This window comes from Caulobacter sp. 17J65-9 (assembly GCF_010975005.1).
Lineage (GTDB): Bacteria > Pseudomonadota > Alphaproteobacteria > Caulobacterales > Caulobacteraceae > 17J80-11.
Window position 1 is genome coordinate 38,980 of record NZ_JAAIVC010000010.1, and the last position, 13,576, is coordinate 52,555.

11 protein-coding genes and 1 tRNA gene are annotated in these 13,576 nt (G+C 71.0%); 10 read left to right on the top strand and 2 right to left on the bottom strand.

The annotated features are described in order from the left end of the window. The 5 genes from G3573_RS03415 (at position 1) to G3573_RS03435 (ending at position 6,296) form a co-directional block, all read left to right on the top strand. The gene (locus tag G3573_RS03415) at positions 1 to 1,329 is read left to right on the top strand and encodes an MFS transporter (protein WP_163259448.1); all 1,329 of its coding nucleotides are present in this window, start codon (positions 1 to 3) and stop codon (positions 1,327 to 1,329) included. Further along, positions 1,326 to 2,975, top strand: a complete 1,650-nt coding sequence (locus G3573_RS03420) for a carboxylesterase family protein (protein WP_163259449.1) — start codon at positions 1,326 to 1,328, stop codon at positions 2,973 to 2,975. The genes G3573_RS03415 and G3573_RS03420 overlap by 4 nt, the downstream gene beginning before the upstream one ends. After that, positions 2,972 to 4,564 (top strand): AMP-binding protein, encoded by a 1,593-nt coding sequence (locus G3573_RS03425; protein ID WP_163259450.1) that lies wholly within the window; start codon positions 2,972 to 2,974, stop codon positions 4,562 to 4,564. The genes G3573_RS03420 and G3573_RS03425 overlap by 4 nt, the downstream gene beginning before the upstream one ends. Positions 4,565 to 4,605: 41 nt before the next feature. Beyond that, positions 4,606 to 5,298, top strand: coding sequence for a TetR/AcrR family transcriptional regulator (locus tag G3573_RS03430; protein WP_346427337.1), 693 nt, complete (start codon positions 4,606 to 4,608; stop codon positions 5,296 to 5,298). A gap of 116 nt (positions 5,299 to 5,414) precedes the next feature. Then, positions 5,415 to 6,296 (top strand): SDR family NAD(P)-dependent oxidoreductase, encoded by an 882-nt coding sequence (locus tag G3573_RS03435; RefSeq protein WP_163259452.1) that lies wholly within the window; start codon positions 5,415 to 5,417, stop codon positions 6,294 to 6,296. 63 nt (positions 6,297 to 6,359) lie between these two features. On the opposite strand, the gene G3573_RS03440 is transcribed toward G3573_RS03435, so the two are convergent. Then, positions 6,360 to 8,411: an alkaline phosphatase D family protein gene (locus tag G3573_RS03440; RefSeq protein ID WP_163259453.1), complete on the bottom strand. Its 2,052-nt coding sequence runs from the start codon at positions 8,409 to 8,411 to the stop codon at positions 6,360 to 6,362. A gap of 205 nt (positions 8,412 to 8,616) precedes the next feature. Further along, positions 8,617 to 8,706: transfer RNA gene (locus G3573_RS03445), tRNA-Ser, on the bottom strand. A 176-nt stretch (positions 8,707 to 8,882) separates the two neighbouring features. Between G3573_RS03445 and G3573_RS03450 the strand changes: the two genes are divergently transcribed. The 5 genes from G3573_RS03450 to G3573_RS03470 all read left to right on the top strand — a co-directional run. After that, the gene (locus G3573_RS03450) at positions 8,883 to 9,527 is read left to right on the top strand and encodes a TetR/AcrR family transcriptional regulator (protein WP_346427338.1); all 645 of its coding nucleotides are present in this window, start codon (positions 8,883 to 8,885) and stop codon (positions 9,525 to 9,527) included. Next, on the top strand, positions 9,524 to 10,507 hold the full coding sequence (locus tag G3573_RS03455) for an HlyD family efflux transporter periplasmic adaptor subunit (protein WP_163259454.1): 984 nt from the start codon (positions 9,524 to 9,526) through the stop codon (positions 10,505 to 10,507). The genes G3573_RS03450 and G3573_RS03455 overlap by 4 nt, the downstream gene beginning before the upstream one ends. Next, entirely contained in the window at positions 10,504 to 11,418 is a 915-nt protein-coding gene (locus tag G3573_RS03460; RefSeq protein WP_163259455.1) for an ABC transporter ATP-binding protein, read from the top strand. Before G3573_RS03455 ends, G3573_RS03460 begins: the two co-directional genes overlap by 4 nt. After that, complete coding sequence (locus G3573_RS03465; RefSeq protein WP_163259456.1) at positions 11,415 to 12,551, top strand: ABC transporter permease; 1,137 nt, start codon at positions 11,415 to 11,417, stop codon at positions 12,549 to 12,551. The genes G3573_RS03460 and G3573_RS03465 overlap by 4 nt, the downstream gene beginning before the upstream one ends. Before the next feature lie 201 nt (positions 12,552 to 12,752). Beyond that, positions 12,753 to 13,576 (top strand): outer membrane protein (locus tag G3573_RS03470; protein WP_163259457.1); only part of this gene is annotated, 824 nt, incomplete at its 3' end.

Sequence of the window (13,576 nt, forward strand, 5' to 3'; positions counted from 1 at the left end):
ATGGACCAGAGCGCGATCACTCCGGCCGCGGCGGGCGCTGAAGCGCCCGTCGCCGGCACGGCCGCCGGACGGGGGCGGGCCGGGTTCGTCCTGGCCATCCTCGGCTTCGTCTACGTCCTGAACTTCCTGGACCGGCAGCTGCTGTCGATCCTGGCCAAGCCGATCCAGGACGAGCTGGGTGTCACCGACGGCCAGCTGGGGCTGATCAGCGGTCTGTATTTCGCTCTGTTCTACTGCCTGATCTCGATCCCGGTCGGCTGGCTGGCCGACCGGACCAATCGCGTGCGGGTGGTCGCTTTCGCCTGCGCCCTGTGGAGCGCGGCCACCATCGCCTGCGGCCTGGCCCGCACCTATCCGCAGCTGGTCGGCGCGCGCATGGCGGTGGGGGTGGGCGAGGCCGGCGGCGTGCCGCCGTCCTACGCCATCATCTCCGACTACTTCCCGTCCGGTAAGCGCGGCACGGCGCTGGGCCTGTTCAACCTCGGCCCGCCCATCGGCCAGGCCCTGGGCGTGGCCTTCGGCGCTTCGATCGCGGCGGCCTTCGACTGGCGCAGCGCCTTCATCGCCATCGGCGTGGTCGGCGTCTTCACCGCCCTGGTCGTGCTGCTGACCGTGCGCGAGCCGCGCCGCGGCGGGCTGGACGCGCCCTCCGAGGCCAAGGCTCCGGCCGAAGGCTTCTGGAAGACCTGCCGGATGTTCTTCACCCGGCCGGTGCTGGTGCTGGTCTCGCTGGCCTGCGGCGCCAACCAGTTCGTCACCTACGCCCTGCTGAACTTCGCCACCCTCTTCCTGATGCGCGAGAAGGGCATGACCCTGCAGGAAGTGGCGGTCTGGTACGCCCTGGTGGTCGGCCTGGGCGCCGGCGGCGGCATCTTCCTCGGCGGCCGGCTGGTCGACTGGCTGGCGAAGAAGTCCAAGCGCGCCTACGCCCTGCTGCCAGCCATCGCGCTGGCGCTGGCGGTGCCGTTCTTCATCGGCTTCGTCTGGGCCCCGGACTGGCAGACCGCGCTCAAGTTCCTGATCGTGCCGATGTTCCTGAACTACTTCTACCTGTCGCCGTCGGTGGCGCTGGTGCAGGAAGAGGTGCGCCCGAACCAGCGCGTCCTCTCCGGCGCCCTGCTGCTCTTGGTGATGAACCTGATCGGCCTGGGCCTCGGCCCGACCTGGCTGGGCGCGGCCAGCGACTTCCTCCGGGCGTCCTACCCGGACCACTCGCTGCAGATGGCCCTCTACACCCTCGTCCCGTTCTACGTGGTCGCGATCGCGCTGTTCCTGGCGCTGTCGGGCGCGCTGAAGCGGGAGCAAACCCGAACCGCTGGTGCTTCATGAAGCTGCGCGCCGCCCTGCTGGCGAGCCTGACCCTGACTCTGGGCCTCGCCTTCACCGTTCCCGCCGCGGCCGCTGAGCCCGGGCCCGTCGTCCACGCCCCCGCCGGGGCCGTGAAGGGCCAGGCGGCCGACGGCGTGAACGTGTTCCGCGGCCTGCCCTACGCCGAGGCGCCGATCGGCCAGCGCCGCTGGAAGCCGCCGGTTCCGGCCGCGACCTGGAAGGGCGTGCGCGACGCCGGCAAGTTCGGTCCGGTCTGCTACCAGCCGCCGTCGCGGCCGGGCAGCATCTACACCGAGCAGACCGGCCCGATGAGCGAGGACTGCCTGTCGCTGAACGTCTGGGCCCCGGCCGACGCGAAGGGCGCGCCGGTCATGGTCTGGATCCACGGCGGCGCCCTGGTCGGCGGCGCCAGCAGCCAGTCGATGTACGACGGCGCCGCCCTGGCCAAGCGCGGCGTCGTGGTGGTGTCGATCAACTACCGCCTGGGCGTGCTGGGCTATCTGGCCCACCCGGACCTCAGCGCCGAGTCGCCCGACCACGTCTCCGGCAACTACGGCCTGCTGGACCAGATCGAGGCCCTGCGCTGGGTGAAGCGCAACATCGCCGCCTTCGGGGGCGATCCAGAGAAGGTCACCGTCGCCGGCGAGTCCGCGGGCGCGCTCAGCGTCATGTACCTGATGGCCTCGCCCCAGGCGCGCGGCCTGTTCCACCAGGCGATCGCCGAGAGCGCCTACATGATCTCCACGCCGGAGCTGCGCGAGGCGAAGTTCGGCGCCCCGTCGGCCGAGCAGGCCGGCCTGGCCCTGGCCGACAAGCTGGAGGTCCGCGGCATCGCCCGGCTGCGGGCCATGGATCCCGCCGCCCTGACCATCCAGGCGCCGATCGCCGGCTACGCCCCCTGGGGCACGATCGACGGCAAGGTTCTGCCGGCCCAGTTGGTCGACGTGTTCGACCGCGGCCAGCAGGCGCCCGTGCCGCTGATGGCCGGCTTCAACAGCGGCGAGATCCGCTCGCTGCGCTTCCTGCTGCCGCCGGCCCCGGCCGACGCCGAGACGTACGTCGCCGCCATCCGCCGCGGCTACGGCCCGCTGGCCGACACCTTCCTCGGCCTCTATCCGGCGACGGGAAGCCTGGACGAGAGCATGCTGGCGACCACCCGGGACGCCATGTACGGCTGGACCGCCGAGCGGCTCGCCGCCAAGCAGGCGGCCATCGGCCAGCCGTCGTTCCTGTACTTCTTCGATCACGGCTACCCGGCCGCGGACAAGGCAGGCCTGCACGGCTTCCACGCCTCGGAGATCCCGTACGCCTTCGGCACCATGTCGCGGGCCACGCCCGTCTGGCCGACGCCGGAAGCCACGGCCGAGGAGGCCCGCTTCGGCGACGCGGTGAACGCGTACTGGGCCAGCTTCGTGCGTGACGGCGCGCCCCGCGCCGCCGGCCATCCGGACTGGCGCCCCTACGCGGAACAGCGGGCCTACATGTCCTTCGAGGACATGCCCAAGGCCAAGACCCACGTCCTGCCGGGCATGTACGAGCTGCACGAGGAGGTGGTCGCCCGCCGCCGCGCCAAGGGCGACACGCCGTGGGGCTGGAACGTGGGCGTGATCGCCCCGCCGCTGCCGGACGAGACGTCGCCCAAATGACCGACGGAGCCATGCAGCCGTTCGCGCTGACGCTCGACAAGTTCCTTGTGCACGCGTCCAAGTGGCATCCCCGGGCCGAGATCGTCACCGCCCGCGAGGGCGGGGTCGAGCGCGCCGGCTACGCCGAGGTCGAAGACCGCAGCCGGCGGATTTCGGCCCTGCTGCGCGGCCTGGGCGTCGCCGCCGGCGAGCGCGTCGCGACCCTGGCCTGGAACACCCAGGCCCACGTCGAGGCGTGGTACGCGGTCATGGGCATGGGGGCGGTTTGCCACACCCTCAATCCGCGCCTGACCGGCGCCCAGCTCGGCTGGATGGCCGAGCAGTCCGGCGCGCGCATCCTGATCGCCAGCGCCGACCTGCTGCCGCTGGCCCGCCAGATCGCCGAGCGTGCGGCGGGCGTCGAGCGCCTGCTGGTGATCGACGGCGAGGCCAAGGCGTCCCCCGCCGGCCGTCCGCTGGTCGCGGAGCTCGGCTCCCTGCTCGACCTGGTCGACGAGCGCCTGGCCTGGGGCGAATTCGACGAGACCGCGCCGTCGGGCCTGTGCTTCACCTCGGGCACGACCGGGGCGCCCAAGGGCGTCACCTACACCCACCGCTCCAGCTATCTGCACACCCTGCGGCTGCTGCAGGCCGACGTGATGGCCATTTCCGGCGCGGACACCGTGCTGCCGGTGGTGCCGATGTTCCACGCCAACGCTTGGGGCCTGCCGTTCGCCGCGCCGGCGGTCGGGGCCAAGCTGGTCCTGCCCGGGCGGCACACGGACGGGGCCAGCCTGGCGCGGCTGATCCGCTCCGAGCGCGTCACCGTCGGCGTCGGCGTGCCCACCGTCTGGCTGGGGCTGGTCGAGCATCTGGACGCGGTCGGCGACGACCTGCCCAGCCTGAAGCGCATCGTGGTCGGCGGCACGCCGCTGCCCTCCGCCCTGATGGAGCGGATCGAGCGGCGCCTGGGCGTCACCATCCAGACCAGCTGGGGCATGACCGAGCTGTCGCCGTCCGGCACAGTGGCGCCGGCCTGGGCCCGGCGCGCCGCCGCCGTGTCGGGCCGCCCGGCCATCGGCGTCGACTTGCTGATCACCGACAGCGAGGGCCGGCCGCTGCCGGAGCAGCGCGAGGTGGAGGGCAATCTGCGCGTCCGCGGCGCGGCGGTGATCGAGCGCTACTTCGGCCACGAGCAATCCGCCGTCGACGCCGACGGCTGGTTCCCGACCGGCGACCTGGCCAAGATCGACGAGGACGGCAACCTGATCATCACCGGCCGGGCCAAGGACCTGATCAAGTCCGGCGGCGAGTGGATCAACCCGGTCGAGATCGAGGCGGTCGTCGGCGCCCTGCCGGAGGTCTCGCTGGCGGCGGTGATCGGACGCTCGGACCCCAAGTGGGGCGAACGGCCCATCCTGCTGGTCGAGCTGCACGATCCGGAGGGGCTGAGCGACGAGGCCCTGCTGGAGCCGCTCAAGGGGCGGGTGGCGCCCTGGTGGGTGCCCGACGAAGTGGTCCGCATCGCCAGCATGCCGCTGGCCGCGACGGGCAAGATCGACAAAATCCGCCTGCGCACCGAATACGGCGCCGCACGCGTGGGAGACTGACCGACTTGACGCTAGCCGCTGCAAGACGGAAAGAGTTCCACGTGCCCGAAGCTGCAAAACCCAGGCGCTCCAAAAAGGCGGAGCAACGCGCCGAGACGATGGAGCAAATCCTCGACGCGGCGGAACACCTGTTTTCCAAACACGGGTTCTACGGCGTCACCCTGAAGGACGTGGCCGCTCGGGTCGGCGTGCACCACACGCTGCTGAACTACTATTTCGAAGACAAGAAGACCCTGTTCGACGCCGTCTTCGCCCGCCGCGCCGTGGTGACCAGCGAGCTGCGGATGAAGGCGCTGGACGAGTACGACGCTTCGACCGGCGGCAAGCCGACCGTCGAGGGCGCGCTGCACGCCTTCCTGGACACCGACCTGGACCTCTACATCCAGGGCGGCGAGAGCTGGAAGAACTACGGCGCGCTCGGCGCCCAGGTCGCCAGCACGCCCGAGTGGGGCGCGGCGATGATGGACGAGCACTTCGACCCGGTGGTCCTGCGCCTGATCGGCCTGCTGAAGAAGGCTCTGCCGGACTGCGCCGACGAGGACATCTTCTGGGGCTACCACTTCGTCACCGGGGCGCTGCTGCTGACCCTGGCGCGCACCGGGCGTATCGACAAGCTGTCGGGCGGGCTCTGCAAGTCCGAGGATTTCGTCGCCGTGAAGGCGCGCATGGCCTCGTTCATGGCCGCCGGCCTGCTGGCGATCTGCAAGCCGCAGGCGCCGGCCGCCGCCACCTGAACCCCTGAACATCCCGGGCGGGCCGCACGGCGCCCCTTGTCCGGACTTTACATTCACTAGCTTGTTAGTGAATTTCCAAATCGAACAGAACAGGTCTGAGTAGGGGAGGCGTTCTCATGTCGCTTAAGGATCGGGTCGCGATCGTCACGGGCGCCGGCGGCGGTCTGGGCCGCGCGCACGCGCTGTATCTCGCCAGCCAGGGCGCGCGGGTGGTGGTCAACGACCTCGCCCAGGAGGCGGCCGACCGCGTGGCCGAGGAGATCCGCGCCGCCGGCGGCGAGGCGCTGGCGCTCGCCGCTTCGGTGACGGACGAGGCCGCGGTGGCCGGCATGGTCGACCGCACCGTCGTCGCCTGGGGCCGGGTCGACATCCTGGTCAACAACGCCGGCATCCTGCGCGACAAGAGCTTCGCCAAGATGACCATGGACGACTTCCGCCTGGTGGTGGACGTGCACCTGATGGGGGCGGCGATCTGCTGCAAGGCGGTGTGGGAGCTGATGCGCGAGCAGCGCTACGGCCGCATCGTCATGACCACCTCGTCGTCGGGCCTCTACGGCAACTTCGGCCAGGCCAACTACGGCGCCGCCAAGATGGCCCTGGTCGGCCTGATGCAGACCCTGGCCATCGAGGGCGAGAAGTACGGCGTGCGGGTCAACTGCCTGGCCCCCACCGCCGCCACCCAGATGACCGAGGGCGTACTGTCCCAGTCCAGCCTCGAGTTGCTCAACCCCGCCCTGGTCAGCCCCGGCCTGCTGGCCCTGGTGGGCGAGGACGCCCCGACCCGCGCCGTGCTGTGCGCCGGCGCCGGCCACTTCGCGCGCGCCAGCGTCACCCTGTCGGAAGGCGTCTACGTCGGGGCCGCCGCCGACGCCGGCCAGCAGGTGGTGGCCAATTGGGACGGGATCTCGGACCGCTCGGGCGAGATCGTGCCGGACTACGGCTTCACCCAGGCCGAACGCGAGGTCGCCAGCGCCGGCCTCAGCGCCAAGGTGGCGTAAAGCCAACGCTGGCTCGGATCACGCCGCCGCGGCTCGGCCGCGGCGGCGTTTCAGCGCCGGTGATCAGACGGCGAGGCCCGGATCGCCTTCGAGAACTTCCTGCCGGAGCAGGGGACGTTCCCCCGCCTTCCACAGCGAGACGCGATGCGCCACGCGATAGCGCAGGGAGCCGCCGTCGTCGGTTTCGCTGCGTTCGAGCGGGATAGGGATGCAGACGAACTCGGTCTCGAGCTCATCTGGCGACGCGCGCACCGTCGTGTAGCCGTGACCGGCGTGGTCCACGAATTTGAGGTGCGGGGCGAGCTCCGGGTTGCGCGCCGCGCGCGCCTGGGCGGCGTCCCCGGTTTCCTTGAGCACGAGCGAGGACTTCACGCCGTGCATCAGGGTCATGCCCAGGCTGCACTCCATCGAGCCGTCCGGCTTGTCGTGGATGTAGAGGGCCCGCAGCGGCCGGTCCTTGGGCATGGTGAGCGCCTGCACCTCGGCCGCGCCCTGGGCCGAGATCGAGCCGGTGATGAACTCGACACCGACGGGATCGAAGGCGCGGGGCGGCAGGGTCTTGCTGGGGTAGCCGGCCCAGAAGGAATGCTTGTCGCCGGCCACGATCGCGAAGCCGGTGATCCCTTCGTCGCGGATCATATCGAAGATCTCGGCGTGCTCGACGCCGTAGGCCCCGCTCAGCACGCCGTAGCCCGCGCCCTTCGGCCACTGGTCCGAGTACGCGGCGGGCAGGTTCTGGGGATCGGTGCGCCGGGTCAGCGTGCCGAACGAATGGCCCCAGATCTTCCAGGGCGCCTTCGCGGCGCGCAGGCGCTCCTTGAACCAGGCCATCTGATCGAGGCCGAGATAGGCTTCGGGCGGCGCCTTCACATGCGGATTGGGAAACTCGAGCTCGCCGACGCGGATGGTGGCGGGGGGAGAGCCGCCCGCGTAGGCGCTGGCCTGATCCAGGATCTCCAGCATCGCCTCGGGCATGGCCCCGAACTTGATCTGCGGCAGCCCGCTGTAGTCGCCGCCGGGCGACATGAATGAGCGGTTGTCGGTCAGGATCATGTCGACGTTCCGGCCGTACCGGAACGCCCGCTTGATCTGCAGCGCGTTGACGGCGGCCAGGTTGTCCGGGTCCTGCCCGAGGCCGCGCGCGTCCAGCGTCCCGAGCGGCTTGTCGGCCACGGTCGGTGCTTCGAACACGTCCCCGCGACCGGGCTTGCGGACCCGGGCCGGCTGATACTCGTACCAGGCCTGGCTGGCCGCCACCTTGAGCTTCTGGGCCGAGCGGACCTCGCTGCCCACAGGTTGCTGGCTCTGGAAGGCGCGCCAGCTGAATTCGTGGTTGTCCCAGACGGGAACGAACGGCCACTGGGCCCGGGCGTCCTGCAGGTCCGGGTCGGACAGATAGCCGCGATAGGCCGTGCGGTAGTCGTCCAGATCGGTCGGGATGTGGAAGGCGCCGACCTTCTCGCCGTGCGGATAGCGCACGATGTCGCGCAGGCGCCGGCCCCGCTCCATGCCGCCCGGCCGTTCCTCGGGATACCAGACCAGTTCGTAGAAGAAGTCGCCCAGGTGCAGGACGAAGCCGAGCTGTTCGTCGCGCGGCTGGCGGGCGTCCTCATACTGCATGCGCCGGTAGGCGTTCATGGCGCCCTGGGTGACGTCCTGGCAGCTGACGAAGGCGAACTTGACGGGCCGGTCGTCGCCGTCGGCCGGCGCCGTCAGGGTGCGGCCGACCCGGCTGGTGTTCCCGGCCTCGTCGACGAAGCGATACCAGTACTCCCGCGCGGGCTTCAGCCCGGCCGCGAGGAAGCGACAGGTCCAGTCCGTCGCCGCGGTGACCGCGACGGCGCCGCGGGCGACCCGATTTCGAAACTGGGGATCGCTGGCGACCTCGACCGTCAACCGGTGCGAGGCGGCGCCGGCGTCCGGGGCCCGCCTAGTCCACAGGATCACGCTGTCCGGACGGGGGTCGCCCGAGGCGACGCCCTGCGGATAGAGGTCGCGACGTTCGCCGCGCGCGACGACCTTGGCCTGGGCGGAGCTCCCCCCGAACGCCAGCGCCGCGCCCAGCGCGGCGGCCTGGGCGGCGAAAGCTCGCCGCGACAGCCCAGTCTTGTCCATGGTCGCCCCGCCCGAAACGCCGCTTCCTGCCGAGCGGTCGCGCCATCGTTCCCGATTTTCGTCCCCGGGCCGCAAGTTAACTTTCGTACAGGCGGGGGCGGTCTGAAAGGCGCGGGTTTACGCGCGCGACAGGGGGCGCGGTCGCATCCGGCTTCGAAGGTGAGCGGGGCGTCTGATGCTGCGAAGCGCTATGCGCGAAGCAGTATGGCGGAGAGGGTGGGATTCGAACCCACGGTGCGCTTGCACGCACGCCGCATTTCGAGTGCGGTGCTTTCGACCACTCAGCCACCTCTCCGCGGGCGTCAGCCTCTTGGGGCGAGCGAGGGCGGATACCTACTCATACGGACTCGGTTGCGCAAGAGCGTCTGAGCATGTGCGGCGCGCAATCTTACCTTCGCGTACCGGCGGTCTTTACCGGCGCTGCTCGGAGGCGTAATAACTCACGGGTCATTTATAGCCGGAGCAACGGCGGTGAGCGTGGCGGACGGGCCGAAATGGCGTCGGCGCAAGGAGGCGCGGCCGGGCGAGATCGTGGCCGCCGCCTTCGCCGTCTTCGCTGAGAAAGGCTTCGCCGCCGCCCGGCTGGACGAGATCGCCGCCCGGGCCGGGGTCAGCAAGGGCGCGCTCTACCTCTACTTCGAAACCAAGGAAGAGCTGTTCCACGCCGTCGTGCGCGACGCGGTGGCGCCCAACGTCGCCCAGGTGCGCGCCGCGGCCGAGGCCTTCGAGGGCCCGTTCGCCCAGTTGGTCCGCGCCCTGCTGCCGATGATGGCCGCCCGGATCGTCGAATCGGGCGCGGGCAAGGTGGTGAAGATGGTGATCGGCGAGAGCCGCAACTTCCCGGCCCTGGCCCAGCACTGGCATGACGAGGTGGTCGCGCCGACGCTCGGCGTGCTGAGCGGCCTGATCGAACGGGCCCAGGCGCGCGGCGAGGTGCGCCCGGGCGACCCGCGGGTGCACGCCTTCTCCCTGGTCGGGCCGCTGATGCTGGGCGTGCTGTGGCGCGAGGTCCTGGAGCCGGTCGGCGGCGCGCCGGTCGACCTGCAGGCCCTGGCGGCCCAGCACGTGGAGACGGTGCTGGGCGGACTGCTCGCGCGCGAGGGGGGGGCGGCATGAAGAAGATGAAGCGCGTGATCGCCGTCCTGGTCCTGCTGGGCGCGATCGGGTTCGGCGCCTGGGTCTGGTGGCCGCGCGAGGGCGGGCGCTACCTGTCGGGCTGGGTGGAGGGCGACACCCTGTTCCTGTCGGCGGCGACGTCGGGGGCGGTGGCGCGGCTGGACGTGCGCCGCGGCCAGCGGGTGGAGGCCGGCGCGCCGGTGTTCCTGGTCGACCCGCAGCCCCTGGCCGCCGAACGCGCCAGCGCCGAGGCGGCGCTCAAGGCCGCGGCCTCGGAGGCCGAGGACGCCCTGAAGGGCCAGCGGCCGCAGGAGCTGGCGGTGATCGAGGCCCAGCGGGCCGCCGCCCGCGCCACCTTCCGCCAGGCCGAGGCCGACTATCAGCGCGCTGTCGCCCTGGCCAAGACCGGGTTCCTGGCCAAGGCCGGGCTGGACCAGGCCACGGCGACCTACCAGACCGCCCAGGCCCAGCTGCGCGAAACCGAAAAGCGGCTCGACGTCGCCGAGCTGGGCGCGCGCGAGGACCTGATCAAGGCCGCCCAGGCCCGCACGGCCCAGGCCGCGGGCACGCTGGACGAGACCGAAGCTCGCCTGCGCCAGCTGGCCCCGGTCGCGCCGGCGACGGGTCGGATCGAGGACACCTTCTTCCAGCCGGGAGAGTGGGTGCCCGCCAACCAGCCGGTGGTGTCGCTGATCCCCGACGATCAGGTGAAGCTGCGCTTCTTCGTGCCGGAGGGCGAGATCGCCGCCTACCGGTACGGCCGCGAGGTGGCCTTCTCCTGCGACGGCTGCGCCAAGGGGCTGAAGGCGACCATCAACTATGTCAGCCCGCGGCCTGAGTTCACGCCGCCGGTGATCTACAGCCGCGAGACCCGCGACCGGCTGGTGTTCCTGGTCGAGGCGCGGCCGACCAACCCGCGCGCGCTGACCGTCGGCCAGCCGGTCGACGTCACGCCCCTTCCGAAGGCGCCGGGCAGGTGACCTGGGCGGTCGAGGTCGAGGGGCTGAACAAGAGCTTCGGCGACAAGCACGTGGTCAAGGACGTGTCGATCCGGGTGGAGGAGGGGCGGATCACCGGCTTCCTCGGCCCCAACGGCTCGGGCAAGACCACGACCCTGCGCATGCTCTGCGGCCTGCTCACGCCCGACAGCGGGCGGGGCTGCGCGCTGGGCCTCGACATCGTCAAGGACGCCCGCGAGATCAAGCGGCGCACCGGCTACATGACCCAGCGGTTCTCGCTCTACGAGGACCTGACCGTGCAGGAGAACCTGGACTTCATGGCCCAGGTGCACGAGCTGGACCACCGCCGCGAGCGGGTGGACGCGGCGCTGGAGCGGCTGGGCCTGACCGACCGGCGCCGCCAGCTGGCAGGCACCCTGTCCGGCGGCTGGAAGCAGCGCCTGGCCCTGTCGGCCGCCACCCTGCACGAACCCAAGCTGCTGCTGCTGGACGAGCCCACCGCCGGGGTCGATCCCAAGGCCCGGCGCGCCTTCTGGGACGAGATCCACGCCCTGGCCGCCAAGGGCCTGACCGTCATGGTCTCGACCCACTACATGGACGAGGCCGAGCGCTGCCACGACATCGCCTACATCGCCTACGGCCGGCTGATCGCGCGCGGCACGGCCGAAGAGGTGATCGCCGGTTCCGGCCTGGTCACCTTCCGGGCCGAGGGGCCGGACGCCGACCGGCTGGCGGCTGAGCTGCGGGCCCGGCCGGGCGTCGAATCCGCCGCCGCCTTCGGCCTGGCGCTCCACGTCAGCGGCACCGACCGCGCCGCCCTGGAGGCGGCGATCGCGCCCTGGCGGCATGAGCCGTGGCGCTGGGAACAGGTCGAGCCGACGCTGGAGGACGTCTTCATCCACCTGATGGGCAAGGCGGAGGCGGAGGAATGAGCTTCGACTTCTCCTTCCAGCGGGTCGCCGCGGTGCTGCGCAAGGAGTTCCTGCAGCTGACCCGCGACCGGCTGACCTACGCCATGATGCTGGTCATGCCGATCGTGCAGCTCCTGCTGTTCGGCTACGCCATCAACAGCGATCCGCGGAACCTGCCCACCGCCGTGCTGGTGCAGGACCAGGGGACCTACGCCCGCTCCGTCCTGGCCGCCCTGGAGAACAGCGACTACTTCCGCATCGTCGAGACCGCGCGCACCACAGGCGAGCTGGACCAAGCGATCGAGCGTGGCCGCGTGCTGTTCGCCGTCACCATTCCCCCGGACTTCACCCGCCGCGTGGTGCGCGGGGACCAGGCCCAGATCCTGATCGAGGCCGACGCCTCGGACCCGACCGCCACCGGCGGCGCGGTCGCGGCGGCCGCGGGCCTGCCGGCCGAGGCCCTGCGCCACGACCTGAAGGGCGCGACCGCCTTCCGCGCCGGCGGGCCCGCCCCGTTCGAGGTGGTGGTCCAGCGCCGCTACAATCCGGAGATCATCACCGCCTTCAACATCGTGCCGGGCCTCCTGGGCGTGATCCTGTCCATGACCCTGGTGATGATGACGGCGCTGGGCGTCACCCGCGAACAAGAGCGGGGCACCATGGAGGCCCTGCTGGCCACCCCGGTCGAGCCGCTGGAGGTGATGATCGGCAAGCTGGCGCCCTACGTGCTGATCGGCCTGACCCAGACGGTGGTGTTCCTGACCCTGGCGCGGGCCCTGTTCGACGTGCCGATGGCCGGCGGCTGGGCGGCGCTGGGGCTGGGCGTGCTGCTGTTCATCGTCGGCAGCCTGGCGCTGGGCTTCCTGATCTCCACCGTCGCGCGCACCCAGCTGCAGGCCATGCAGATGTCGGTGTTCTACATCCTGCCCTCGATCCTGCTGTCGGGCTTCATGTTCCCGTTCTACGGCATGCCCAAATGGGCCCAGGCGCTGGGCACGGTGATCCCGGTCACGCACTTCCTGCGGGTGGTGCGCGGGGCCCTGCTGAAGGGCCTCGGCCTAGCCGAACTCTGGCCCAGCCTGACGGCGCTGGTGGTGTTCGTGGTGGTCGTCTCCGCCCTCGCCATGGCCCGCTACCGGACCACCCTCGACTGACGCGCGACACGGCGCCGCTTTTCCCCGCGCATGTTGCACGCGCGCCGCAGCCGCCGGTTTCTGTCGCGAGGGAAGGAACCCTAGCAATACGAGGCATGTTTCCGCTCCCGACCTGACCAAGGTGTGTTCGTCGGGTTGGCGTCGCGTCGCGGGAGAGCCTGCGGGCGTGACAGCAGAGGGCAAAGAGAGAGGGCTCTGAATATGAAACTCAAATTGCTGGCGGGAGCCGCTCTCGCCGCCTTCGGCGTGGCGACGGCCGCCTCGGCCGAACCCGACGGTTGGTATGGCGCGCTCGACGTCGGCTACCATCAGCCCGACGGCATCGACGCCGACTCCTCGGGCCTCACGCAGGACGACCTGCCGTACCGCTGGAGCTTCGGCGCGGACTCCGATTGGACCGCGTTCGGCCGCCTCGGCTACCGCTTCAATCCCGCCTGGCGGACCGAGTTCGAAATCGGCTACCGCCCGGGCGACGTCGACTCCGTCACCGGCGGTCCGGGCATTCCGGAAGCGCTGTGCTCGGACGCTCACGTCGCGGACCCGAGCATCTGTCCGTCGCCGAGTGGGGACCTGAACTCTTGGACGTTCATGGCCAACCTCATCTACGACTTCATGCCGGATTCGCGCTTCCGCCCGTTCATCGGCGCGGGTATCGGCGTGAACCAGGTCTCGGTGAAGACCCGCGGCGTGATGTCGACCTCGCCGGACGGCATCGTTCCTGATCCGGGCCCGGCCGTCGTCAACATCGACGACGACGACACCACCTTCGCCTGGCAGGGCCTGATCGGCTTCGCCTACGCGTGGACCGACCGGCTGAACCTGGACGTGACCTATCGCTGGCTGGGCGGCAACGACGTCGACTTCGACAGCGCCGTGTCGCCGGACGAGTTCCTGCCGTTCGCGCCGGGCACCTTCTCGGGCAACTACGAGGACCAGTCGATCACGATCGGTCTGCGTTACGCCTTCGCCCCGCCGCCGCCGCCGCCGCCGCCTCCGCCGCCGCCGCCGCCTCCGCCCCCGACGTC